At 44.3% G+C, this 25,158-nt stretch carries 20 protein-coding genes; 12 read left to right on the top strand and 8 right to left on the bottom strand.

The window, feature by feature from the left end:
* The first annotated feature begins 238 nt into the window (after positions 1–238).
* Together ACFI6J_RS01695 and ACFI6J_RS01700 are read left to right on the top strand one after the other, a co-directional pair.
* Positions 239–961 carry a lipocalin/fatty-acid binding family protein gene (locus tag ACFI6J_RS01695; RefSeq protein ID WP_101565834.1) on the top strand — a complete coding sequence of 241 codons (723 nt, stop codon included), beginning with the start codon at positions 239–241 and terminating at the stop codon, positions 959–961.
* 70 nt (positions 962–1,031) lie between these two features.
* Positions 1,032–1,796 carry a zinc-dependent metalloprotease family protein gene (locus ACFI6J_RS01700; protein WP_014950692.1) on the top strand — a complete coding sequence of 255 codons (765 nt, stop codon included), beginning with the start codon at positions 1,032–1,034 and terminating at the stop codon, positions 1,794–1,796.
* A 74-nt stretch (positions 1,797–1,870) separates the two neighbouring features.
* Here the strand turns inward: ACFI6J_RS01700 and ACFI6J_RS01705 are convergent, their stop codons facing one another.
* Positions 1,871–3,901, bottom strand: coding sequence for a BCCT family transporter (locus ACFI6J_RS01705; RefSeq protein ID WP_014950693.1), 2,031 nt, complete (start codon positions 3,899–3,901; stop codon positions 1,871–1,873).
* Between the two features lie 335 nt (positions 3,902–4,236).
* Here ACFI6J_RS01705 and ACFI6J_RS01710 point away from each other — a divergent pair, with 335 nt between their 5' ends.
* The 4 genes from ACFI6J_RS01710 to ACFI6J_RS01725 all read left to right on the top strand — a co-directional run bounded on the left by ACFI6J_RS01710 (position 4,237) and on the right by ACFI6J_RS01725 (position 10,126).
* Positions 4,237–4,845: an RNA polymerase sigma factor gene (locus ACFI6J_RS01710; protein WP_069944938.1), complete on the top strand. Its 609-nt coding sequence runs from the start codon at positions 4,237–4,239 to the stop codon at positions 4,843–4,845.
* Positions 4,846–4,881: 36 nt separating this feature from the next.
* A complete protein-coding gene (locus tag ACFI6J_RS01715) occupies positions 4,882–5,910 on the top strand; it encodes a FecR family protein (RefSeq protein ID WP_171338533.1) in 1,029 nt (342 codons plus the stop codon).
* Between the two features lie 192 nt (positions 5,911–6,102).
* Positions 6,103–8,613 carry a TonB-dependent receptor gene (locus tag ACFI6J_RS01720; RefSeq protein WP_015068027.1) on the top strand — a complete coding sequence of 837 codons (2,511 nt, stop codon included), beginning with the start codon at positions 6,103–6,105 and terminating at the stop codon, positions 8,611–8,613.
* A gap of 52 nt (positions 8,614–8,665) precedes the next feature.
* On the top strand, positions 8,666–10,126 hold the full coding sequence (locus ACFI6J_RS01725; RefSeq protein WP_171338534.1) for a purple acid phosphatase family protein: 1,461 nt from the start codon (positions 8,666–8,668) through the stop codon (positions 10,124–10,126).
* A 61-nt stretch (positions 10,127–10,187) separates the two neighbouring features.
* Here the strand turns inward: ACFI6J_RS01725 and ACFI6J_RS01730 are convergent, their stop codons facing one another.
* On the bottom strand, positions 10,188–11,087 hold the full coding sequence (locus ACFI6J_RS01730) for a LysR family transcriptional regulator (protein ID WP_014950694.1): 900 nt from the start codon (positions 11,085–11,087) through the stop codon (positions 10,188–10,190).
* A 103-nt stretch (positions 11,088–11,190) separates the two neighbouring features.
* On the opposite strand from ACFI6J_RS01730, the gene lldD reads away from it, so the two are divergent.
* Complete coding sequence (lldD, locus tag ACFI6J_RS01735) at positions 11,191–12,324, top strand: FMN-dependent L-lactate dehydrogenase LldD (protein WP_014950695.1); 1,134 nt, start codon at positions 11,191–11,193, stop codon at positions 12,322–12,324.
* A 104-nt stretch (positions 12,325–12,428) separates the two neighbouring features.
* On the opposite strand, the gene dld is transcribed toward lldD, so the two are convergent.
* Positions 12,429–14,162, bottom strand: coding sequence for a D-lactate dehydrogenase (gene dld / locus ACFI6J_RS01740; protein WP_014977383.1), 1,734 nt, complete (start codon positions 14,160–14,162; stop codon positions 12,429–12,431).
* Positions 14,163–14,436: 274 nt separating this feature from the next.
* Between dld and ACFI6J_RS01745 the strand changes: the two genes are divergently transcribed.
* Entirely contained in the window at positions 14,437–15,114 is a 678-nt protein-coding gene (locus ACFI6J_RS01745) for a helix-turn-helix transcriptional regulator (RefSeq protein ID WP_014950697.1), read from the top strand.
* Positions 15,115–15,149: 35 nt separating this feature from the next.
* Here ACFI6J_RS01745 and ACFI6J_RS01750 read toward each other — a convergent pair whose 3' ends face one another.
* From ACFI6J_RS01750 to ACFI6J_RS01770, 5 genes are read right to left on the bottom strand one after another with little or no spacing between them, the layout of a single operon-like run.
* Entirely contained in the window at positions 15,150–15,911 is a 762-nt protein-coding gene (locus ACFI6J_RS01750) for a CsgG/HfaB family protein (protein WP_014950698.1), read from the bottom strand.
* An 8-nt stretch (positions 15,912–15,919) separates the two neighbouring features.
* Positions 15,920–16,369 (bottom strand): curli assembly protein CsgF, encoded by a 450-nt coding sequence (locus ACFI6J_RS01755; RefSeq protein ID WP_014950699.1) that lies wholly within the window; start codon positions 16,367–16,369, stop codon positions 15,920–15,922.
* The gene (locus tag ACFI6J_RS01760; RefSeq protein ID WP_069944945.1) at positions 16,369–16,761 is read right to left on the bottom strand and encodes a CsgE family curli-type amyloid fiber assembly protein; all 393 of its coding nucleotides are present in this window, start codon (positions 16,759–16,761) and stop codon (positions 16,369–16,371) included. The genes ACFI6J_RS01755 and ACFI6J_RS01760 overlap by 1 nt, the downstream gene beginning before the upstream one ends.
* 54 nt (positions 16,762–16,815) lie before the next feature.
* Positions 16,816–18,261, bottom strand: coding sequence for a curlin (locus ACFI6J_RS01765; RefSeq protein WP_348671062.1), 1,446 nt, complete (start codon positions 18,259–18,261; stop codon positions 16,816–16,818).
* A gap of 30 nt (positions 18,262–18,291) precedes the next feature.
* Entirely contained in the window at positions 18,292–18,804 is a 513-nt protein-coding gene (locus ACFI6J_RS01770) for a curlin subunit CsgB (protein ID WP_069944946.1), read from the bottom strand.
* 480 nt (positions 18,805–19,284) lie between these two features.
* On the opposite strand from ACFI6J_RS01770, the gene ACFI6J_RS01775 reads away from it, so the two are divergent.
* The 4 genes from ACFI6J_RS01775 (at position 19,285) to ACFI6J_RS01790 (ending at position 25,136) form a co-directional block, all read left to right on the top strand.
* Complete coding sequence (locus tag ACFI6J_RS01775) at positions 19,285–21,804, top strand: S8 family serine peptidase (RefSeq protein ID WP_014950703.1); 2,520 nt, start codon at positions 19,285–19,287, stop codon at positions 21,802–21,804.
* Positions 21,805–22,012: 208 nt separating this feature from the next.
* A complete protein-coding gene (locus tag ACFI6J_RS01780) occupies positions 22,013–22,669 on the top strand; it encodes a response regulator transcription factor (protein WP_069944947.1) in 657 nt (218 codons plus the stop codon).
* Entirely contained in the window at positions 22,669–24,234 is a 1,566-nt protein-coding gene (locus tag ACFI6J_RS01785; RefSeq protein ID WP_069944948.1) for an ATP-binding protein, read from the top strand. Before ACFI6J_RS01780 ends, ACFI6J_RS01785 begins: the two co-directional genes overlap by 1 nt.
* Positions 24,235–24,317: 83 nt before the next feature.
* Positions 24,318–25,136, top strand: coding sequence for a thioredoxin family protein (locus ACFI6J_RS01790; RefSeq protein WP_014977389.1), 819 nt, complete (start codon positions 24,318–24,320; stop codon positions 25,134–25,136).
* The last annotated feature ends 22 nt before the right edge of the window (positions 25,137–25,158 follow it).

Raw genomic sequence — 25,158 nt, forward strand, 5'->3', positions numbered from 1 at the left:
CTAAGAAATTTACACTGCATTAAAGGGCTAAATTTTATACACCCTTATGCAAAGCGATACTTTTATAACCGTGAAAATATTATACGTTTTAATGACTTACTTAATTCACTAAGCAATTTCACTAAACACATTGGTTCTCTATATCGCTCACTTAGAGCGCGCTTTGAGAAGCAGAGTGTCGCTAATTTCTAACGTTCAATTTCCTAAATTCAGTAAGTAAAAATAAAAGGAACACACTATGAAAAAGCGTATTGTTGCCGCTTCGACGGCAATTGTAGCTATTGGTTGTATTTTCGCCTTTATCGATACAGCCCCCTCGGGCAAAAAAGAGGTAGCAGCGGCGAATGCTGAGACAAAACCTGTTGGTAAAGAAAACGCTGTTGAAAGGCAACGAAACGGCAAAGTGTTATCGACAGGTGTCGATAACTTCAAACCAAAAAATGAAGCCGAGCTAAAAGCTCAGGCTACAACTACTACTAACGGTAAATCAGAGAAAGACACCATCGTCTGGACAACATCAGAAGATGGCAAAAAGGTACTTGAAGCAGAAGGCTATATTCCCGCTGACGTAACCGATGAAGCTTACATTGAGCTTGATCGTGAAGAATTAATGACGGTAGAAGTTGGCGAGTATCTCGATTTATACATCCCACAGTTCGGCGGCAGTTACACCGGTGAAGTTGACCACGTTGTCACTCATCCAAACGGCGATCGTACCGTAGAGGCCCACATCCCAGGTGCGGGTTCTCTCTACGCCGCCGTTATAACGCTTGGCGAAAACGCCACCTACGGAAACTTAGCCACGCCTCGCGACGTGTTCGTGCTTGAAGGCAATGATAAATACGCGTGGATCGCACCAAAGTCTTCAATGATGCAAAACCACATCGAACGTGAACCCGACAGCGAACGCCCGCTTAGCGACGACAACGCTGAAGAAGTCTTTGATCTCGGCCAAAACTAATCCCCTAGTGCCTGTTGAGCTTCACAGGAAATTCAACAAGCTCAAATAAAACAACAAGAAGGAAATAAAAATGAAACACACATTTAAGTGTTTAACGGCAATGGCAGTTTCACTGCTTTGTGCAACATCAGTAACAGCAGCCACCATCGATGTAATGGTGCTTTACACCCAACCTGCTGCAAACAATGTGTCTAATATCGACACTAAAATTAACCAATACATCTCACACGCCAACCGTGTTTATCAAAATAATGCGGTAGATCTACAGTTGCGTTTAGTGGGCGCTCAGTCATCTGCTGCTACATCTAGCGACCTTCAACCTACCGAAAGTGCGCTAGACTTGTTAACTGATAGCAGTGGTGTGCAAAACGCACGATCTTCAAACGGCGCAGACATGGTTGTGCTTTTAGGTAATCGTGAAAACATTTATGAAGGCGGTCAGCTAGTGGGTTACGTGTGCGGCATTGGCTGGGTAGGTCAAGGCAACAACGGTACACTGTATTCTAGCTCGCAAAGCCGCATGTACAGCATTAGCGCCGTTGATTGCGGTCTGTCCACATTTGTTCATGAACTCGGTCACAACATGGGCTTAGGCCACTCTGTTCGCCAAGGTTCAGTAGGCGGTGTATATAATGATGGTATCGGTCACGGCGTTGATAATAACTTCTCAACTATCATGGCCTATCCTCAGGCATTCGGTAGTGCCACCCAGCTAGACTATTTCTCTGACCCTTACTGGTCAGGCTGTAATGGCCAAGCCTGTGGCGTTGAAAACGAATCTAATGCTTACCGCGCAGTAAATGCGGTTATTAACCAAATTGCTAACTACTTCTAAGTAAGTAATTAATTAGGGGATAAATAAGGGAAAGCAGCCTTGCTTTCCCTTCTACCTAACCCCCTGCGGATTGTTTACTCTTTAGGCTGCGTCAACATGTCATCATACGCATCCATTTCCCAAGGCAGTTCGCCTGGGCTGGTATCGAGGAAGTGCAGATAACTTTCGAACTGATCTAAGATGTCCTTAGTAATACTCTCTTTGTCATATCCGTAAATATCGTAAGCTTGCCCTCCGCGGCGAAGGAACACTTCAGCGCGAAAATATTTTTCCGACTCGTCTTCTTCTGAACGCAGCTCTGCGTAGCTAAACCCTGGCACTAAATATTCAGTCATACGAATATCGTAGATAAAGTCCATGTGATCGTGACGCTCAACAGTGAAGGTGGCCCTTCCCGTTTCCTCATCAAGCTTAACAAACGCCTCCCACTCTCGCGCTTTCAAAGCAGCCTGTACGTCTTTCATCGCTGCAATCACAGTTTTATCAATAAACTCATGCACCTCATTTCGGCTTGGGTAATCTACCATTGCTGCGAGTCGGCCTTTTAGGCTAGTCGAGCGACCGTGGTTTCTATTAAGCGTATTCGCCTTCAAACTGTTGTTTCGGTAGCCTTCAATGACTAGCGCACGCCATAGACCTGCTACAGACGCTAGCATAATGAAGGCGAATGGTAAGGCGCTCGCAATGGTCATCGTTTGCAGGGCATTCAGCCCGCCAGCCAACAGCAACACTGCAGCAACGGTTCCTTCCAGACACGCCCAGAAGATACGCTGCCAAACCGGGCTTTCTTCTTTACCACCAGAAGCAAGAGAATCGATAACCAACGACCCAGAATCTGATGACGTCACGAAGAACGTAATGATCAATAACACGGTCAAGCCTGACATGATTGACGCGCCAGGTAGCAAATCATAAAGTTTGAACAACGCAACCGCTTCGTTTTCCTGCACATCGCTAATGAGTGTGGTAACACCTTGGTTCATAATGGCATTTAGCGCGGTGTCGCCAAACACGGAAAACCAAAGGAAAGTGAACATGGTAGGCACAAGCATTACACCAAAAACAAACTGCCTAATGGTTCTGCCTCGACTTATTTTGGCGATAAACATGCCTACAAACGGCGCCCAAGCGATGGTCCAGCCAAAAATAAACAGCGTCCAGTTCCCAATCCAATCGCTGCGACTGTAGGCCTGAAGATTAAAGGTACGTTCAATGATGCCGTTGATATAACTTCCTGTGTTCTGTAAAAAGGTTTCTAAAATATGAACCGTTTCTCCGAAGATAAAAACGGTACTCATAAGCGATACAGCCAGAACCATATTAAGAATTGATAGCCTTTTAATGCCCTTATCCATGCCCGCGATAACCGATATTGTTGCGGCCATGGTTACGATAGCAATGGTGCCTACCTGCACCATGATATCAATGGGGATATCGCCAGAAAGATAGTTAAGCCCCGCATTGATCTGTGTAACGGATAGTCCGAGTGTAGTGGCGATACCAAATAATGTACCGAGAATGGCGAATACATCTACCGCATGACCCATAGGGCCATAAATTTTATCCCCTATCAGCGGATACAAAGCCGAACGGATAGACAAGGGCAAGCCATGTCGAAAAGCAAAATAGGCAAGAACCAAACCGACTAGCCCGTAGATCGCCCAGATGTGAAAGCCCCAATGAAAAAATGCGATTTGCATGGCTTGTTTCGCCGCATCAACAGTTTCAGCTGCTCCTGCAGGCGGTGAAGAATAGTGTAGAACAGGCTCTGCTACGCCAAAGTAGAGCAGCGCTACGCCGTAGCCTGCTGAGAACAACATAGAAAACCATTCGGGAAAGCTATATTGAGGCTCTGCATGATCGGGCCCCAACTTTATGTTTCCCCAGCTAGATGATGCTACCGATACAATGAATACCAAAAAGATAGCGACCGACAACATGTAAAACCAACCAAAGGTTTCTGTAATCCATGCCAATGTACTATCGAAGGCCTCGCCGGCAAGTTCGGGGTTGCTGATGGTTCCGATCACCAGAAGCAAAATAATGACGACGGCGGGGAGAAATACAGGAAGAAGAATGGTGGAGTTGTTTACTTGGCCTTTCATAGCAAATCCCTTTTCACTGACAGGAAAGTTGAAACCCTGTGTAATGCGAACAAACTTTATATTTTCTACTTGTGAAGGTTTGAATCGGTTCAAGCTTGGTGTAAGCATATAAAGTCGGAACGTTCAGATTCCGACTGCGCTAACTAAGCAATTTCTTCATATAGCGAGCGTTCGTAGTGTTTTATTTATCTATCTTCCAGCGACATTTGAACGCTCTCAAATAACATACTGTTTGCTTGTCTAGGGACATACACTAATTCTGTAATAATTAGTAATTAACATAGTCTCCTTTCCAAAATACACCGCTTTTCGAAAGATATTTGTTTGGGATTAATGTGAATACGTTATCTAAAGTACACGCTGTTGGTTTTGTTGGTGAACAAGAAAATGAAATAGCCTCCCCTCGCAAAGGATTACCAAAGGCGAAAGTTCCCACTAAAAAGTCAGATTTTTCTTCGTTTTATCATATGCATTGGGAGGGATTATGCGCTTTCTTAAGAAAAACCTTTGGTTCAGGTCCTCCAGACCCTGAGGATGTAGCGCAAGACGCGTTTTACCAGCTGGCAAAGATGAAATCTCGCGAGCATATTGAAAACCCTAAGGCGTTTCTATACAAGATTTCAATTAACCTGACACTGCGTTCTTTGAAATCAGATAGATGGATTGCGAACGTTGTACCCGGTAACGACGAGTCGTTTGAATCAGAGTTACTGTCACTATCTGAGCCCGATAAAATTTTGCATTCACAGCAAGCTTTGCAGCAACTAGGGGCTTTGTTTTGCACTTTGTCAGAAAAGCAAAAATACATCGTAAGTGCAAGCCGACTTGAAGGCAAAACCTATCAACAGATTTCTGACGATACTGGATGGAGTATAGCCGATGTATGTCGGCAACTTAACAGTGCACTGGTTATCCTCGCAAGCTCAGTAGATGCAAATGATTGATTGTGCCTTAGGGAAAAACGAACAAAGAGATTGAACGTGAAACAGAATTCAAACGTCACCCATCTTAATGCTGAAAAGTCTATCAATGAACAAGCCATTCATTGGTTTACTTTAATGAACGATGAAGACTTAGCACATCAGTATCAGGAAGCATTTACCAAGTGGTACACCCATTCCCTACGTCATCGCAACGCGTTTAAAACTATTGCTAAAATGTGGGATAAAACAGGTTTTACTGATGACATTATTGCATATGAGACCGAAAAAAATTCAACACTAGAAACAGGCAAATCAACCCAACTCAAATATAAAGACCTGTACAAGAAAGTTGGTGCGCTCGTAGCGTTCGCTGCGACTTTAGTTATTACAGTTATTACTCTACTAAATAAACAGGACCAATCATTTTCTCAACCCAGCCAAGTCTTTGCTTACTCTACGACAACAGCACAGATAAAGAATATTACGTTGCCTGATGGCAGCAAACTCACTCTAGGTCCTACAAGTAGTGTTTCGTATACGGAGCTAGACACAACCCGTTCTATTGAACTGAGTCAAGGAAGAGCATTTTTTGATGTAGTCTCGATGACCAATAAACCTTTCATAGTAAATAGTGGTGTTAATACTATAGAAGTGACAGGCACTGAATTTGAAGTAGATGTAAATAACTTCAAAAAAACCACTCGAGTAAGTGTTGTGGAGGGCAGTGTTAAAGTTTCAGGTAAAGGCGAAGCACCTGTGTTCCTATCTCAAGGAGAACGAGTTTCTGCACCACTAACTGGGGGACCGATGACGAGCATAACGACTTTCTCAGATAAAGAAACACTCGCTTGGATGGACAATAAACTTATTTTTAATAATACCCCTATTACAGAGTTCTTGTATCGAATACAACCTTATGTAGAGCAAACCCTCTCTCTTGAAGGTTTTAGTTCTGATGCTGTTACGATAAACACGATAGTTACCCCTTCCAATGTTCACACACTGCTCGATTCTTTGCCTGCGGCTTATCCACTGGAAATGGTGAGAACAAGTAGCACAATTACATTCACCTATTCTGAAAATTAGCAGTTAGCGGTACTTTTTTGAATGCAAAAGTGCCGCAATCAATTTAGTTACATTCATGAAGGTTTTATGAAACCTGACATAGTTTTGAAAAAGATTTCCTCTCTTTGCCTCTTTGTTCACGACAGTCGACTGCAACACACTTAATTTGAACTCAATCGGCAGTAAACCACTGACCGTACCGGAGAATGTAAAATGACATCGTCGCGTTGTGTAAAGAAACACTTGTTAGCTTTTTCCATTTGTACAGCTTTGTCACTAAATACCGCTGCAATTGCGGCTGCCCAAGAAAGCATAAGCGTTGAACTTGAGCCAGCTCCTTTGGCATCGGCATTAAACCAACTTTCATTCAAGTCGGGCATTGTGATCATCGCACCTGGGCGACTGGTCAATAATATTAAAGCTCCTGCGCTAAATGGGAACTATGAAATAGATGAAGCGCTTGAAAAATTGCTTTTCAATTCTGGGTTAGAGGCCGTCAAGCAAACGAATGGGGCGTTTGTAATAAAGAAACGTGGGCCCCAGATGTCTCTTACCCCAAAGGACACTGCTGTCAATGGAGCACCTATCGACGAAATAGTAGTTTCAGCTACAAAACGTGACACCAACCTAATGGATGTATCGGCGGCTGTTTCTGTCTTGAATACACAGCAGATTCAAGATGCAGGGGTCACTGATTTCAAAGGATTGGTAGATGCACTGCCGGGCATATCAATTAACTCTGCATTTGGCGGAGCCAACAATAGTTTCATTACAATTCGTGGTATTGGTGGGGCTGATGACTACAAACCAAATGGCAACCCCTCTGTCGCATTACATGTTGATGGTATCTACCAAACGTCTAATGCTTATCTTGGCATGCCTTTGTTCGACTTAGAGCGAATTGAAGTCCTCAAGGGCCCTCAAGGAACACTTTACGGACGTAATACAACAGCAGGAGTCATTAACGCCATCACAAAGCGTCCCACAGATGAATTCGAAGGCTATGCCAGCGTAGAGTATGGAAGTTACGAGTATACGCAGGGTGAAGCTGCATTTGGCGGAAGCGTTTCTGATAATTTAAAGGTACGTATCGCTACGAAATTTGAACAAGGTGGTGGTTACATGGACGGCAAAGGCGCGGGCCTGTTCGCTGGTTATGTGCCAGAAGGTTTTGAGGGGGTAATTCCAGCCGTAACCGATCCGGGAGAGCGAGACGGGTTTGGTGATAAAGACCTATTTGCCTTTCGTGCAACCGGGGTTTATACCTTCCAGGCCAATACTGACTTAACTTTGCGCTACTTTATGAGCTCTGATAATGGCGACACACTTCAATACGATCGTATCGCTTTGGAAAATGAGACAGGCTCTGGTATAAGCAGAAATGCAGGCGAAAACGACGACCCATATGCGTTTTACGCGGATGAGTACTATAGACACACTATAGATATCGAAGGTGTAAACGGAGAATTAGCTCATCAAATAGACACTGATTTGAACGTAAACGTGCTATTTGGCTACCAAGAAAGTGAGCGTAATATGGGGGGAAATGGTGACGGAACCTCATTTCCTCGCTACAAATATGCATTTGATGAAACACTTGACCAGTCCTCTTTAGAAATTCGCTTCAGTGATAGTCAAGGAGGAGACATTGATTGGATCGCAGGTGTCTTCTATGTCAGCGACTCGGTGGACTTCGTAAGCGATTGGACAAGCTTCGCAGTTCGCTCCCAGTACACTTCTCCGTATAGTCAGACTCGAAACAGCTTTGCTACGTTTGCCAACGTTGATTGGTTTGTAAACAACGACCTGAAATTATCTGCGGGCGTTCGTTATACCCAAGATACTGCTAAGTTTTCAGGCTACAACCAAGACTTAGACCCTTGGGGAACTTCTATATATGAGGAAGTATTCAACTCCCCTGGCCTGTTTTCTTGGGACAGAGATTTTGACGACAATAATGTCTCAGGTAAGCTAACCGCCCAATACTACCTTTCTGATAACCTGAATATTTTTGCCTCTATTGGCAACGGATACAGAGCAGGGGGGTTTGATGGTACATCAATATTCTCTTTAGAAGAGACTGAGCCATTTGACTCTGAAACCGTAGACTCATTTGAACTGGGGTTGCGTTATACCGACGAGAGCTTGAGTGCTAGCGTCGACTTATTTGCTTACGATTTTGAAGAAATGCAAGCAACTACTCGACTTTCAAATGACACCAATGGACGAACAAATGTTGGAGCGGCTGAAGTTCGTGGTGCAGAAGCTTCCTTCAACGCCCAGCTGTTAAACAATGGCGAACAACAATTAACGTTCAATTCATCTGTTACCTATCTCGATACAGAAATTACGGAGTTTTCATCTAACCGTGTCGATGATGTGCAAAATACAGTTGGAGACCCGTTACCTGGCTCACCCGAGCTTTCATATTCAATCTCGCTCAATCATAGCATTTTCGTTGCAACTAACCGGTTACTTTCTACTCGTCTGACCTATACCTACCACGACGAAGAAACTAACCGATTGAATGCAGGTGCTGGCAATACGGTGCCTGATTACGGCTTGCTTAATATCAATATGGACCTTGAGTTGGGTAACGGGTTTACCGCATTTGCATATGGTCGAAACATTACTGATGAAGAATATTTTCTAGAACTCAATGCAGGTGCTCGTCTCGTTGGTGCTCCAGCAACATACGGCGTAGGCGTTCGCACTACCTTCTAGTCTAATGCAGGCATCTGCAGGTTGCAGATGTCTGCCCACAAGAGGCATTGATATGAAGCATCTCGTGCTTATACTATTACTTAGTTGCATACCTACTATAGCACTTGCTAGCACACCAATTTGGCAGCAAGCAAGCGAATACCCTGACAGGGTTATACTTAATCCTACCCAACTTCCTAGTGAAAGCTTTTCTGTTAATTGGCGCACGTCGGAAGAAGTTGAAATTACGGTTGCCCAAATTGCACCTGTTACATCAGCCGCCAGATTCGATTTGGGTGCAAAAACCTACAAAGCAGAAACACAGCGCGCTGAATTGCGCAGAGGTAACTCAATACCTTCTAACGTTCATGAGCAATCGAGAGACAATGTTAATCAAGAGAGAGCTCAATATCACTACAACACGCACCTCGCCGACGTTGCATATCACGAAGTTACATTTAAAAACTTAAAACCAAATACGCGTTACGCGTATAGAGTACGAGGAGGCTTAGGTAAATGGTCTGAATGGTATATGACGAAAACGGCCGGTCTACCCTCCTCTTCAACTACACGATTTCTGTACTTTTCAGACGCACAAAATGGCATGCGCGAACAATTTCCAGCACTCTTGAGAAAGGGCTTTAAGGCGATGCCCGATGCAGACTTTGCTCTTTATACTGGCGATCTTGTAGACCATGGAGCTAGGGACTTAGAATGGGCGCAGTGGTTTTCTGCAGGGCAGTTCATACACGCAGAAATTCCAGTAGTCCCCGTGGTTGGAAACCATGAATATGCCCATCAGCATTTAACCGATGGCGGAAAACAGTGGGTTTTAAGCCGCTTTTGGCAAGATCAGTTTAAGCTTCCAACCTCTCCGGAGTTATCAAATCAATTACAAGAGACAGCTTATACTTTGCATTACCCTAATACCGACGTATTCATTGTTAATACGGAAATCAGGCACAATGAGACGGCATTCGCAATGCAAACAAAATGGCTAAGACAGACACTTAGTGAAAGTAAAGCAAAATGGAAAATTATCGCCTTTCATCACCCAATATTTTCAAACTGTGGAATGCCACTAAATAGTCCGGGGCAAGACGAGCCCGCAGTTCGCAGTGCTTTATTGCCATTAATAACAGAATTCAATGTTGATCTGGTTTTACAAGGACACGATCATGCTTACTCTAGAGGGAGTATAAAAAACGAGCCGGGCACGCATGTAAATAGTGTTTTTGTTACGGCAAGTAGCAGTCCTAAAGCTTATCCACTAAAGAAAACGCGATGGGATGAATACGAAGAATTCAATGTTACGTTAGAAAGAGTCGGAGAAAATACGCCGACTTACCAAGCTATAAAAGTACACGAGAACACTCTTTCATATCGTTCATATACCTTGACTGGAGAACTCTACGACGCTTTCGACATTACAAAAACACAACCTGGTAATGTGATGACATATCCCTATGACCTTATGAAAGAAAGGCTTTTCAGTAATACCGAGCCCTATAAACACCACAATTCACTCTACTAGTTGGTTATTTAATTTAGAGACTAATTTTACTTTAACGCCAACACTCAATAGCGTTGGCTTATCAAAAATAATCAGACATAGATAAATAGCGCTGCCTGATATGTTCAATTAACAGCTTAATTTTTCGAGATGGCTGGCGGCTGTAAGGATAAACGGCATAAACGCCTAACACCTTACCTACCCGCTCTGGAAACAAATCGACCAGTGTTCCATTACATAAATCTTCGAATACCAAACATTTAGGTACGTAGGCAATACCTCTACCAGCAAGAGCTGCTTTGCGAAGCGCCCCTGCATTATCACTTGAAAATGCGCCATCTACGGTGATGGTGTAACTGCCTTGAGACGACGTAAACTCCCACTCCCTTGCACCGGATGTGTGGTAGGAATACAACAAACAGTTGTGAAAGCTCAAGTCCTCAGGTGCTTTGGGCCTGCCCTTTCGTCTAATGTAATCCGGCGATGTGCAAACCACCCAATGGGAATCTAAAAAGTGCCGCGCGATCAGACTTGAGTCTTCCAAATATCCCGTTCGAATAACAAGATCAAACCCTTCCTCGACTAAATTTACAAATCGATTATCAAGAGACATATCAACGCTTAGCCCTGGATGAAGTGTACAAAACTCAGCTACCGCATCTGCTAACAGTAAGTCGCCCGAAATCGTTGGAACCGACATTTTAATGTGTCCGGATATTTGTTCACTGTATCCAGAAATTGTGTCGATAGCTTCCTGCGTGGACGCCTTTACATTCATGGCGCCTTGCTTCAAAGCTTGACCCGCTTCGGTAAGCGTGAGTTTGCGAGTAGTGCGATACAAAAGCTGCGTTCCCAGCTCTTTTTCAAGCTTTGCTATTCGCTTACTGACTACCGAGTTGGTAATGTTGTTCGCCTCTGCCACTTTGCTAAAACTGCCCATCTCCGCAATTTGTGCAAAGAGAATTAAATCGTCTGCTCTCACGTTATTACTTCACTTTTGGAAAAGATAAATTTCATTGTTGCCGTATATCCCTAAGGCGAGAAACGTTATATTTTTATCAAGTTAATTACAATCGATTAAAGACATGATTATTTCATCGCCGACTGATTATCGACGCGCTGCGCAAAAAATATTACCGCCGTTCCTATTTCACTACATTGATGGTGGTGCCTATCGAGAGCATACACTTAAACGCAATGAAACTGACTTGGCTGACATTGCATTAAAGCAGCAAGTGCTGAGAAATATGTCGTCGCTTGACCTTTCTACAACGGTCTTTGGTGAACAATTGGCTTTACCTATTGCCCTTGCTCCCGTGGGATTAACCGGAATGTATGCGCGACGTGGTGAAGTGCAAGCCGCTAAAGCGGCAGCAAACAAAGGCATCCCGTTTACCATGTCGACGGTGTCAGTATGTCCTATTGAAGAAGTCGCACCAGCCATTGAACGTCCAATGTGGTTTCAGCTCTATGTGCTTCGCGATCGCGGCTTTATGAAGAATGTTCTGGAGCGCGCCAAAGCAGCGGGTGTAACAACGTTGGTTTTTACCGTAGATATGCCTGTACCAGGGGCTCGCTATCGCGATAAACACTCCGGTATGAGTGGGCCATTTGCTGCAAGCCGTCGCGTACTGCAAGCGATGACCCATCCTCGTTGGGCATTTGATGTAGGCGTATTCGGTAAGCCTCATGATCTTGGCAACATTTCTACTTATCGTGGCGAACCGACCCAGTTGGAAGACTATATTGGCTGGTTGGGCGCCAATTTCGATCCGTCTATCAGTTGGAAAGACTTAGAATGGATCAGAGAGTTTTGGGACGGCCCAATGATTATCAAAGGCATTTTAACTGAACAAGATGCCAAAGATGCGCTGAGTTTTGGCGCAGAAGGCATTGTAGTATCCAATCACGGCGGTCGTCAGCTAGATGGCGTGCTTTCTACCGCTAAGGCTCTTCCAGCGATTGCTAGCGCGGTGAAAGGCGATCTAAGTATCTTCGTAGACTCAGGTATTCGTAACGGCTTGGACGTGGTGAGAATGCTGGCACTAGGTGCCGATTGTACTTTACTAGGGCGCTCTTTTATTTATGCACTTGCTGCTGAAGGCCAACAAGGAGTAGAGAACTTACTCGATCTGTACAAACAGGAAATGCATGTCGCGATGACACTATGCGGTGCAAAATCAGTCAGTGAACTTAACCTCGACTCTCTCGCTTCTTAGTATCGCTGGCACCAAGGTCACTAAAAAGAGCCATAGAATGTCACTGACATTATTTTTTATGGCTCTTTTATCAATGCACAAGTGGCTGGAAGCGTAATTTGCGCTTAATGATGCCCACCACAACAACTTCCATCATGCTCAGCCCAGTTTTTAAGTTTGGTGGTTTTGCCTATTCCCGGGTTAAAACTATTGGTTGGGTCTAATTCTCGGTAAAAGTTTTTCAGCGCATCTTTTGCAAAGTACTCGTGTCCCACATTGTGCTCTGCTGGATATTCAGCGCTTCTCGCATCGAACGTTTCCAGAATTTTACCCTTTAACAATTTGGCATCCGCCCCTTTTTTCAACACGTAATTCTGGTGCATTACGTGGCAGAATAAATGGCCGTAATACAGTTTCGTGTCTATCTGGTCGTCTATTTCTTTAGGCAGCACTTCAAACCAGTCGGGATCGTTGCGGCGAAGTGCAACATCGATGGTCATCATAGCGCCCACGTCTTTGCTGTGCATCACGTGGTAACGACCTATCGCGCCACCAGCAACAAAGCGATGCAAAATAGCCTTATCAGCTTCTTCTTCTGTACACTCAAAATAACTACCTTCATTGGTTTTAAAAAAAGCATCAAGGTAGGCTTTGGCCTCATCTACCCCGTCGTTGCTCATCTCCAATATCCAATGATGCTGATACTTGTCTCTGTACTCTTCCATTCGCTTAGGCAAGTGGTTAGGAAAAACGTAGCTCATATACTGCATAACGCGATCTGACATTTTGTTGGGTAAGAAGCCCAGCTTGTCAGTAAATGCGTCAAATTTGCGCTTAAATGCAAACAGCTTAGGAATAAATTTGGCGCCAAGCTTGCTGATAACGATAAACATATCTTTACCGTATTTCTTGGATACGTCGTAGCAATCGCGGTGAAGGTACTCACCCGAGTCAGGCAAGTTCTTAAAGGTAGAAAGAATATCGCGACGCACTTTGGTAAACACGGCGGCGTCATTAGACCCCACATAAAATACCTGCTTCTTCTCAGGAATAGGAAAGGTGTCTAGCCTCACTGCGAACACGGCAAGCTTACCCGCACAGCCTGAAGCTTCATGAAGTCTTCTGCCGTCATTGTTGAAGCGCGAAGGTGTGTCTGAATCAACGTCTCGAACTCGTTCATCATACTCGTTGTCTGATGCACGAGCGTCAGGGTGCTGAACGTCAGCTTCTTTGTAACGTTTGTTCTCAAGATTATTCAGAATTTCTTCTGGCTCACTACCTAGGTTAATCCCCAGATTGTTTACCAAAGATAGATTGCCATTAGCGTCGATTTGGGCAAAAAGCGCTAATTCAGTATAGGCAGGGCCTCGCTTGACCAAAGCACCACCTGAATTGTTACATATTCCCCCCACGATCGATGCGCCAATACATGAAGAACCAATCACAGAGTGAGGTTCGCGACCATAAGGCGCAAGCGTCTCTTCCAATCCAAACAAGGTGCTCCCCGCTAAGCCAACGATCTGCTTTCCGTTGTCAACTAACTGAATATCATCAATACGCATAGTACTGATAATAACGAGAGGCCTGTCGTAATCTTTACCATCTGGCGTAGAGCCACCCGTTAACCCTGTATTGGCCGCCTGCATAATAACCGCAACGTCGGCTTCAACACACAGCTTAAGCACACGCCAAATTTCGACAAGCGTTCCTGGGCGCACTACCGCAAGCGCTTCGCCCGCACCAAAACGAAACCCTTTAGTGTAAGGCTGCTTCTTCGCTTTATCAGTTAACAAATAGGCCTGCCCTACTACATCGCGCATTGATGCAATCAAAGACTGAGTGTCAACGTTTACGGTCATGGTTCTCTCTGTGTATTGAAATAATGGAAGGAATGACTTGGTGTTGAACTATACACTAACACCATTATTAACAAAGGGGGCAAGCCGCTTTTATCGAGATAATTTACTTATATTTAATTCGTTGAACACTTAGAGGCTCTAGCATTTAAGCAAAACTTACAGGCATTTTTCACTGTTACATTTTGTTACGCTTTGGAGGAGCAAGTTAGACCAGAGGAGTATTGTAAAGCCAATGTATAGTTCGTAAGGTTGATAGACACGAAAAGGAGCTTTCATGTCACATCAAGCGTTCGTTTTAACAAGAAAAAGTTTTTCAGAAAATACTAGAAGGGATGGGGCTTACGAACGATTCCTAAGTATTTTGCCGTCATGTGGATTTGTCGTCACAACCGGTGCGATTCATCCACCTCGAAGCGTGCTTAACAACACCTATACCTTCTTTATCGATGCGCAGTATTGTGACTCTGCCGCTATGCTCAACTTGCCTGTAGTCAACGATAACCCAGAGTTGAACAAAGTCATTTTCAACGTGCCAGAGTCTGACGTCGATTTTCATTATGCGGCACTGCAACATGGTATTAATGGTATTTTCCATATTGAAGATAGCTTAGAACTTCTGGTTCGCGGTGTTCAACAAGTTCAGGCGGGCAACAAATGGTTCAGTCGCGAGATTATGAGTCGCTATATTGATGCCAATTTAGTGTCTAAAGCAAAACCCGTTGCTGCACTTCAATCGTCACATACTGTGCTGACCAAGAGGGAGTTGGCCATCACACGCAAAATTGCAGATGGTGCCCAAAATCAGGAGATTGCAGACTGCTTACACATCAGCGTAAATACGGTGAAAACTCACGTTTACAGCATATTTAGAAAGACGGACTGCCGAAATCGCGTTGAGCTTATAAAGTGGTTCGATCATCAGTTTAGCCAACCACAACAAGTAAGCATCTAAACTGATAATCCATTGAATTTAATTGCGTATGGCGCTTACGCTTTTGCGCGCCATACGCCTTTCTCCATTCCTTGTAGCACCAACTCAGTCACCGCTTTTTCTATGCTTTGTTTAACGCACTCGAACATGGGTTCATTAGTCGTGTAGCCCGTTTCTGCTTCAAGCAAGCGCTTAAGCGAAACATACCTAAACAGGCCTGCTCTCACCTCCTGGCTTAGTACTTTCTTAGATGTTGAAACCGACACCAGTACTTGACCTGTTCTCACGTCAACTGCACGCATGTAAATGGAAATTTGATCTTCCCTAAACAGCTCACTCGCTCCAATGCCAAAGTACTCTACACCAGCGCCGCCGGTACGAATGTTGGTATCGTAGCTAATTATCCCACCTTCTATAATAATTCTAGCTGTCGTGAGTGGCGGCAAATCGCCTCCGCTGCTTTCGTCGGCTCTAATTATTTTGCGTTCGGTAAGAATGTTCTGCAGCCCTTCACGCTCCACAGGTAAAAACCACGATGTCTCGCTTAAGGTCTGAACAAGAATAGAGGTTGCGCCTTGAGTCACCGCAGTAGAAAACGAACTTGCCCCAGTGCTAGGTTTATATTGCCCGGTCTGGTCTCTAAACGCATATACAGAAACCGGAATTTGTCCCATAGGCGCTGGCAAGCTTTTTACTTCAGACAATGTGGCACTGTCTTTAATTACATCAGCGGCCGTTGTATCTGGCGGCAGCGTATTAGTGATGGACTGGCATCCTGCAAGCGCCATGGCCACTATTAAAAAAACGGTACTTCTCATGTATTTCCCTACCCAAACCGTGGAATTTCAACGACAGTAACCTCACCTGTCAGTAAGTTAGTAATGTTCACAACAATGCTGTCAGGATTACTCGTTATTAGTTCTACCTGAAAGTCACCACTAACAAAAATACTATCCTGATTGAATATGCTGTCTATCGGGTTTCCATCTTCATCATATTCTTGTTCACCGAATGCGATGTCTGTGATTTCGCGGACTATACGATTGATATAGGCGCGTTCGAGTGATTCTTGAAGGCGTTCGTCATAGGAGCGCTCACTGTAAGGCGCTGTATGAGCGTTTTGTGAATTCGCCTTGCTTAATAGAAATGATCCGTTAAGTGGATTACCACCGAATGACGGGTTGATCGGTTCATACACCAACTCTGTTGCTTTCACACTAGCTGAAGTCCACGAGCCAGTCGCGATTAAGGCTGCTATCAATATCCCTTTTTTCATTACCATTCGTCCCCTGCTAAATCTGGGCTTCTACTGTCTATACTCGCGTTTGCCACCGCGTCTAAAACTAACATGATGGCTTGCTGTACTTTTTCATCTAACGGTACTTGTCTGCGCCCCATGTACGTTTGATAAACCACTCTATTGTCGTAAATCACCGAAAGAAGAGTACCCGCTTGTGGCACAATAATTTCTTTAACAACAAGGTTCTTACCCGAACTGTCTGGGACTTCTCGCCAGTATTGGCTAATGCGAGAGGCAAACTCGTGGCCTTGGCGGCTAATACTGTTATCGAGCAACAGTCCACCTAGCCGAATTTCTTCTGCGTGAATCGGAGAAAAGAACACACCAAAAAGCAGTGTGATAAGAGAGAAACAATACAAGTACTTCATTTTACTGAATATAGCCGGGCAAACGCCCGGCTACTCATTTTTACATCTGTAGGTTTACATCTGAACAACGGTAGCTACGTTGTAGTCACCAACCTGCGTAACACTTACTGTGCCGCCGTTGCCAGTGATACTACCTGTAACTAAGTTATCGTTACCCATTTGCGTAACTTCAAATGTATTCATATCACCAGAAATAACGAACTGACCACCTGCGTCGTCTGTTACCCAGTTTCCTACGCCTTCTTGCATAACACTAACAATATTGTCGTCACCGTTAACCAATAGGTCTAGTAAGTTAAGCTCGCCCGTTTGCGAAACCATAATTTCGTTGTAGCTTGATGTAACGTTGCTTGCCAACTCAACTGATGCCGTATTTTCAACACCCTCTTGAGACATTTCAATGATGTTGCCATCAGCGTAGTAAGTTGCATCACCAATACCAGCTTGTGCTAACGCCAAGTTGGCATCGCCATCTTGCTCAATTTCAACGGTGTTAAACAGGCCATCGAAATTAACTGTGCTGATTTCATTGGCATCACCTACCTGAGTTAAATCAAACTCGTTGAATAAGCCAATTACGCCAGCATAAGCCGTGTTGCCTTCGCCCACTTGGTTAATTTCGAACGTATTCGCTTGTCCGCCGATAGTTTCTACGGTAGCTAAGTTAACGTCACCGATTTGATCGATATTAACTTCATTGCCAGAGCCTTCAAATACTCCTGTGGTAATCTCGTTGCCATCACCATCTTGTTCAAACTCTAGCACATTACCGTCGCCAACCATGCTCCAACCCACAGCGTTCTGGTCGCCATCTTGGTCAATTTCAATTTCGTTTTCTGATCCGATAACGGTTAAATCAGACACGTTGTAATAGCCGTCTTGAATAACATCGATAACGTTTGCATCACCGCTTAACTCGCGAACATACGATTCGTGCCAGTCACCACTTTGATCAACAAATACCGTATTGTCGTTACCCGCAATGGCATTATTAGCCCAGTTACCACCATCGCCCTGATACACTGATAACGTGTTTCCGCTGCCCGAAATGCTATTTATTGAGCGATTAAAAATAAAACCGATAGGGCCGCCATCACCTAATTGAACAAGTGAAACCGTGTTATCGTCACCTTCGACAACGACATTGGCTGTACTATTTAAACTATCTTGCTCAGATTCTAAGAAGTTGCCGTTACCTGTGACACTTGCAAAGAAGGTATTACCTGACTGCATTTGCGAAGCTAGTACTTCGTTTGCGTCACCCGTTACTTCTACAAAGATTGCATTTAAGTCACCTTCCTGACTTAAAATAGATTCATTACCTACCTCATTTCCCTCTGGTGCCGTTTGGGTTAGCGTAATTTCATTGCCTTCATCTGCAGCAATAAAATCTGCGGAAGCACTGAAATCAACTGTCTTACTCGCTGGAACTTCCTGAGCCGATGCCCACCCTGTCGCTGCAACTAAAAGCAATGCACTCGCTATTTTTGTTTTTTTCATTTTCACATTTGTCTCCCTATGGCAATCACATCATTCTTGATATTGTGTGATGTTAATCACCATTTCGTTCCCTATCTGGTAAACAGTAAAAGACTGTTCACCCAATTGATTAACATTGGCCACATTGTCGAACCCATCTTGAATAATCTCGAAATAGTTATTGCTGTTTTGCTGCAATAAATTAACGACGTTCCCCTCACCTAGCTGAGTGATAAGAGCTTCGTTATTACTGCCGTTTTGAACAACATTCGATAGGTTGGCGCCGTTGCCGCTTTGGATAATGTTAGTTATGTTATTTAGCCCAAACTGACTAACAGCGATGAAGACCGTTTCATCGTCTATCGTTATAGCTTGAGCATTCAGACTCATTGAAAGAGAAGATTCCACCATGTCTGAGCTTGTTGATAAGTCGGACTGTTGAGCATAAGCAGGAAGATTTACGGCTAGAAGACTGCACCCCGTAATGGCTGCCAACGCAACGGCTCTACATGCCTTAGCGTTATTAGCAAATTGGCTCTTTTTAACCTTTAACTTCTTGTCCATGAGAACGACTGCTTCCTTGATTAACAACAAAGGTGACCCCTCTATAACACTCCTTAAGACGGCGAGAATCCATCACCAATAAGTTGTATTTATTACAGGTCAAATACAGTTAGCACACGTTAAATCAGCAAGTTATTTATAATGGGTAATACCATAGTGCTAGATTTGACGAAAATTCACGCACCGAGTAATTATTGGTAAGACCACCTAGTTTTTGTAGGGTCTTTTAACGGGTATTGCTACAGCGCGCCCCTAAGACATAGAGATCAGAACTACCTGTCAAAAATCATAGTAATTAAGTACCACTTTGGGCTTCTCTTCTCACTTTTTCCTAGTGGTTAAGTAGTATTTTTGAGCAAATTTTACTGTTAGGGGTGGCAGGTTTTTAAATTTGCGTTATAAGTTTTAACCGTTAGTTATATCAGACCGAACGAGAAGGTTCTGTGATTAAAGCATTATTGCTAATTATGGAATCTAATTATGAAAACAAAGCCTTTTAAAACAGGCCTTTCAGCACTGTCATTAGCCCTTCTACCGCTAATGGTATCTAGTCATGCACACGCCGCAAAAGCCGAAATTTTCGACGATAGCGTTATCGTTGTGTACAAAGAAAATGTAAGCAAAGCGGAAAAGATGCGCGCTCGCTCTTCGGTAGGTGCACGAATTAGTGACGCAAACCGTGATGAGGTAGATGATCGCTTCTCTAACCTTTTAAATGGTCGTATTGCCAAACTGGAACTTCGTGGCAAGTCTGTAAAAGACGCCATAGAAATCTTAAAGAAAAATCCTGCGGTTAAAATCGCCGAGCCAAACTTCTTGTACCGCAAAGCTCTGGTACCTAACGATCCTTCTTATGGTGACCTATGGGGTTTGAATAACACCGGTCAAGCCGGCGGTACTGCAGATGTGGATATTGACGCGCCAGAAGCATGGGATATTACAACCGGTGATAGCGATGTGGTCATCGGCGTTATCGATACGGGTGTTGACTACAATCATGAAGACCTTGCAGATAACGCGTGGGTTAACCCAGGTGAAATTGCTGGAAACGGTATTGATGATGACGGCAACGGTTATATTGACGATGTTTACGGTATCGATGCCTTTAACGGCGATTCTGATCCTATGGACGACGATTCTCACGGTACGCATGTGGCCGGGACAATTGGCGCTGTGGGCGGAAACGGAATTGGCGTGGTCGGTGTAAACCATGACGTGTCAATCGCTGCATGTAAATTCTTAGGTCCTGACGGCGGTTCAACCGCTGGCGCTATTGAATGTATCGATTACTTCACCGACCTTAAAGAGAACCGCGGCATCAATATTAAAGCTACCAACAACAGCTGGGGTGGCGGCGGCTATAGTGAAGCGCTAGAAACTGCTATTGAAGAAGCTGGCCAAGCGGGTATTTTGTTTGTTGCTGCGGCAGGTAACTCTGGTTCAAACAACGACAACGTAGATAACTACCCGTCTAACTATGTCACTACAACAAACAGTCTGCTTGCAGTTGCTAGCCACACTCGTACTGACGGAGACAGCGGCTACTCTTACGGTATTGAAACTGTAGACATCGCGGCGCCAGGTACAGCTATCCTATCTACAGTCCCAGGTAACGGCTATGCGGCATACTCAGGCACATCAATGGCAACGCCACATGTTGCGGGTGCAGCAGCACTTGTGTGGTCACTAAACCCAGAACTTACGCCATCTGAAATGAAAGAGCTGTTAATGTCTACAGGTGAAACTAGCCTATGGGCTGATGGTCGCACCGTATCTGGTAACCGCCTAAATGTACTTAACGCACTTGAAGAAGCTGATCCAACTCCAGGTTTTAAACTGGGCATTACACCTGGTTCAGCTGAAATTGAAGCGGGTGAGACCTACACCTTCACTATTGAAGTTGGTTCAATTGCTGGCTACGAAGAAGAAGTACAGCTATCGCTTGCAGAGCCAAGTGATATCGCATCTTTAAGTGCAAGCTCGGCAATGCCTGGCGATACGGTAACACTGACCGTAGAGACATCTGAAGATACGCCTTGGGGTCCATACAGCTTTACGGTGAACGGTGTAAGCGGTGATATTGAGAAATCTAAATCAGCGAATCTTTATGTTTACCCTCAAGGACTAAACGAATTCCCTTACGCGTATTCTGGTGATGCTGTACCTACGTTACCGAATGAAGAAGATCCAGACGATGTCGGCGTGGACCTAGTGATTAACGTTCCTGACGACTTAACCGTATTCGGTATGCAGGCGTCGGTAAATATCACACACACCTATAGCGGAGATCTCGTACTATCACTGACCTCTCCTCAGGGTACGACCACCGTTCTTCGTCAGAATCAAGGTGGCGCTACAGATGATATCGTTGAGAGCTATAACTCTGATGCCTTTAACGGCGAAGTAGCAACAGGCGATTGGACCTTGAACGTGCTTGATACGTTCAACGGTGACAACGGCACTGTTAACACATGGAGCCTTGTGGTGACCGGTATTGGTGAAGTAGGCCCAACACCGCCTAACTCTGCGTTTACCTATGACGCTTCAGGATTATCAGTAAGCTTTACTAATAACAGTAACGACGTTAATGACGACATTGTCAGCTATAGCTGGGACTTTGGCGATGGCTCTACTTCAACGGAAGAGAACCCAACGCATGTTTACGCGAGCACTGGCGCCTATGACGTAACCCTTACGGTTACCGACTCTGAAGGCCAAACTGGCGTATCAACAGAAACCGTATCAGTTTCAGATAGCAACATTGTTGCAGAAATTGACCGCGCTATGCTGTCTCGATTCGGTTCGTTACGCGTAGATTTATCATATAGTGGCTCGATGGCCGATACTGTAATGATTTATCGCAACGGTGAGCTACTTGAAGAAGTAAGCAACACTGGACGTTATCGCGACAGAAGCAGAGGCGTTCAACCTGGTGAGTATACTTATATGGTTTGTGATGAAACCTCTGCATGCTCTGCACCAGTGTCTGTAAACCTTTAATGTAGTTTGCGTATCGCTGACGCGCTCTTCGTGACAGTTGGCGAATGATACGCTGAACAGTTAAGAGTTAAGCAATTGCCGGCCAAGGATAGGCCGGCTTTTTTTATTCTGAGAATTAAAGAGAGCACCAATCTAAGCCATCGGCTTATTCACTATAAGCCAAATACAACGTACACTTGATGCATTAAGAAATAATAAGCATTTTTTCATGCACATACTCATTATTGACGATCACGAAATTGTAAGGGATGGCATTAAAACACTCATCGAGCAAGAGTATGGCTGGCATGTTTCCTACGCAGTAAGCTCTCTGGATGCTCTTCCCTCCTTCGCTACGTTAGACGATATTGACGTTGCCATTCTAGATATATCACTAGCACAGGAAAGTGGTTTCGACACGCTAATAAAAATCAAGAAAGACTCGCCGTTTATAAAGTGCCTAATGCTGAGCATGTATGATCATGTAGGCTATATCAGTAAAGCGCTTGAACTCGGCGCCGATGGCTACGTTACAAAGAATGCCGCCACCAAAGAGTTAATGGACGCGTTGGAATCTCTAGAAAAAGACGAGAATTATCTAAGCACAGATATTAGTAAAAAGTTAGCTTTCGGTGATAAACAGCTAACCTCTATCCTTACTGAAAGGGAAAAGGAAATTTTCTTACTGTTAGCAAAAGGATTCCAGCCAAAACAGATTGCCTACTACATAGACACTGCCCCGAAAACAGTGATGGTTCACAGAACTAATATTTACAAGAAACTCAATGTAACCTCACAATTTGGTTTACTTAGAATTGCGTTAGAAACTGGGTACCTGGACGTTTCTGACGTTATCTACGACGATACGCTAGTCAAAGCAAATTGATGAATCTAACGCGGTATTTCAACGTTACCTATTTACTAATGGGATTAGGTTATACCGCGCTATTTCACGGCGTGTGGTTGTTCAGCACCCAATTTGAAATTATTTCAGGTACGGTGAGCTGGTATTTGCCTGCTGGAGTTCGCCTGGCGGCGTTTTTACTACTGCCAATTTACAGCTGGCCACTGCTACTCATCGCAGAAAAATCAACCCACTTCATTTTATTTCACCCCGGTGGCATTCTCGACAATACGGCGTTTTTAAGTGGAACCATAGGTTGGTATTTAGTCCATTTAGTGCTGTCACCCGCAGTAATTTGTACATGCGTTTATTTATTCAGACGTCGCTTTAGCGCACCTTATATAGACAATGTTTCCAGCACCCTTGCCACGTTGGCTTTTGGTGTTCTTATAAGTGTTGCTCTTGGGGCGGTATTTTTGGGCAGAAGGGCTATTGAACTGCAAACAGGCATAGAGGTTTTTCTTTCTATTTTGTTTGATTTTTCATTGGGTGACTTTGTAGGAATTGTTGTTCTTTGTCCTTTTCTTTTCGCATTATATAAACGGCCTTCTATCCCCAAGAGTCACTTAGTACTGTACCTTACAACAATCGCTTGGCTGGTTTTGCTGATGCTGAGCAGCTATGCCTACTCCCAACAAATTAACATCAGCTATCAGGTTAAGTATCTAGCGGTTTTCCCCACGCTCTTTTTATCGTATCGCTATGCCATAGTTGGCAGTGCGTTTTCGTGTTTACTCATAGGTATTACTGCGTTCGTGGTGGCAAACCAGAGCGCACTTCCTCCCATTGAGCATCAGTTTTACATCTTAGCATCATGTACAAGTTGCCTCATTTTAGGTGCGTCAATTAACCAATCTACCTTGCTGAATATGAAGCTTGCGAAGAAAAACGAGGATCTTGAAGTATCGGTGCAAAGCGCTCAAGCACTGGCCAGTCAATTAGTGGTAGTGCAAGAAGATGAACGAAAGCGCTTATCGCGGGATTTACACGACGACTTTGGTCACCGCATAGTCGATTTGAAACTTCAACTGTCGTTAGATAGCAGAGAAAGCGACAACGACATGATGCTCAATAAGATAGATGCTCTATACCACGCAATGAAGAAAAGCTTAGGGGGATTACGTCCGTCCGGTATTGATACACTTCCCATTGAAAGCGTGATCCAACGTTCAGAGATTTTTACCACGCTCAAGCGCGCAAACATAGATTATTCGTTTAACGTTAGCGGCACGCCAGTACCGTTCGATTCAGACCAGAAAATACATATCTATCGAATTGTGCAGGAAGCGGTGACAAACAGTATAAAATATGCCAATGCGACGTCGCTCAGCATTGATATCAACTATGCGCAACACAGTGCCGTATTTATCGTTACTGACGACGGCGGCGGCATCCCTGAGCATATTGCCCAACTAGCAAACGCTGAACCCACACTCGGCCTGCTGTCGATGAGAGAACGCGCAAAGTTGATAAATGGTGAGTTTGATATTTCCCAGAACAAACCAACAGGCACCCGAGTTTGCCTGACTTTGCCCTACAGTGCTTAAGTTACTCCACTGCGTTTTAGGTGCGTCGCTGCACCCTTTTTATGCTACATTGCTGTTGATTTAACTACTATTTTGATAACCGTATGCAAAAAAATTTCATTACTCGCCGAGCCCGCTTTTTTAGACAGTGCCTGAACATTGCTGTCCTAATTGCCACTTTCACCACGTTAAATGGCTGTGTAAGTACTCAAAATGAAAGTCCTTACACTTACGCTCCGTCTGCATCACCCTATCAAGATGTGGTCAATGCACAGCAGCGAGCTGTGGAACAAAGCAAATTACTTTTGGTTGTACTGGGTGCTCAGTGGTGCCACGACAGTACTGGCTTAGCTGAGCGTTTTGCGACAAAGGAAATGGACCTGATTCTACGCGCTCATTATGAAACCGTATTTGTTGATGTGGGAACACTTGAAGACAGAAGAAATATAACCGAGCGATTTGACTACCCCATTTATTACGCCACACCAACAGTAATGGTGGTTGAACCTAAAACCAGCGCATTGTTAAACAGAACGTCAATGGATATATGGGGGCGCGCTGACAGCATCCCCTTATCGGAGTACATTCAGTATTTCTCTCGCTTTCCTGCAATGACAACTGCGCAAAAAGCCCCGTTTATTAACTGGGAAGCGACAGATGAAGAAGAAGCTTACAATAAAGAGCAAGCACTCAGATTACAAAGCGCTTATGACAAACTCGGTCCGCTACTTGCGCTAGATTTACAAGGTAATACCCCACAAGGGCTTAACGAGCTATGGAAAGAGACCAAAGGGTTTCGCACTGAACTGCAAAAAACGCTGATAAAGCGCGCCGAGCTTACGTTAGATTCTGAGAATGGCAACGGAGTCAACACCACGCCAGCATTGCGACACTACAATCCGTTTTCGTGGGAACATAATTAGGGCCTGTATATGGTCTCCCCCA

This window comes from Alteromonas sp. G4i13 (assembly GCF_054960505.1).

Excerpts from the sequence above, each read along its gene's own strand:
- ACFI6J_RS01695 (WP_101565834.1), top strand. The coding sequence starts at position 239 with ATGAAAAAGCGTATTGTTGCCGCTTCGACGGCAATTGTAGCTATTGGT.
- ACFI6J_RS01700 (WP_014950692.1), top strand. The coding sequence starts at position 1,032 with ATGAAACACACATTTAAGTGTTTAACGGCAATGGCAGTTTCACTGCTT.
- ACFI6J_RS01705 (WP_014950693.1), bottom strand. The coding sequence starts at position 3,901 with ATGAAAGGCCAAGTAAACAACTCCACCATTCTTCTTCCTGTATTTCTC.
- ACFI6J_RS01720 (WP_015068027.1), top strand. The coding sequence starts at position 6,103 with ATGACATCGTCGCGTTGTGTAAAGAAACACTTGTTAGCTTTTTCCATT.
- ACFI6J_RS01725 (WP_171338534.1), top strand. The coding sequence starts at position 8,666 with ATGAAGCATCTCGTGCTTATACTATTACTTAGTTGCATACCTACTATA.
- lldD (WP_014950695.1), top strand. The coding sequence starts at position 11,191 with ATGATTATTTCATCGCCGACTGATTATCGACGCGCTGCGCAAAAAATA.
- dld (WP_014977383.1), bottom strand. The coding sequence starts at position 14,162 with ATGACCGTAAACGTTGACACTCAGTCTTTGATTGCATCAATGCGCGAT.
- ACFI6J_RS01745 (WP_014950697.1), top strand. The coding sequence starts at position 14,437 with ATGTCACATCAAGCGTTCGTTTTAACAAGAAAAAGTTTTTCAGAAAAT.
- ACFI6J_RS01750 (WP_014950698.1), bottom strand. The coding sequence starts at position 15,911 with ATGAGAAGTACCGTTTTTTTAATAGTGGCCATGGCGCTTGCAGGATGC.
- ACFI6J_RS01755 (WP_014950699.1), bottom strand. The coding sequence starts at position 16,369 with ATGAAAAAAGGGATATTGATAGCAGCCTTAATCGCGACTGGCTCGTGG.
- ACFI6J_RS01760 (WP_069944945.1), bottom strand. The coding sequence starts at position 16,761 with ATGAAGTACTTGTATTGTTTCTCTCTTATCACACTGCTTTTTGGTGTG.
- ACFI6J_RS01765 (WP_348671062.1), bottom strand. The coding sequence starts at position 18,261 with ATGAAAAAAACAAAAATAGCGAGTGCATTGCTTTTAGTTGCAGCGACA.
- ACFI6J_RS01770 (WP_069944946.1), bottom strand. The coding sequence starts at position 18,804 with ATGGACAAGAAGTTAAAGGTTAAAAAGAGCCAATTTGCTAATAACGCT.
- ACFI6J_RS01775 (WP_014950703.1), top strand. The coding sequence starts at position 19,285 with ATGAAAACAAAGCCTTTTAAAACAGGCCTTTCAGCACTGTCATTAGCC.
- ACFI6J_RS01780 (WP_069944947.1), top strand. The coding sequence starts at position 22,013 with ATGCACATACTCATTATTGACGATCACGAAATTGTAAGGGATGGCATT.
- ACFI6J_RS01785 (WP_069944948.1), top strand. The coding sequence starts at position 22,669 with ATGAATCTAACGCGGTATTTCAACGTTACCTATTTACTAATGGGATTA.
- ACFI6J_RS01790 (WP_014977389.1), top strand. The coding sequence starts at position 24,318 with ATGCAAAAAAATTTCATTACTCGCCGAGCCCGCTTTTTTAGACAGTGC.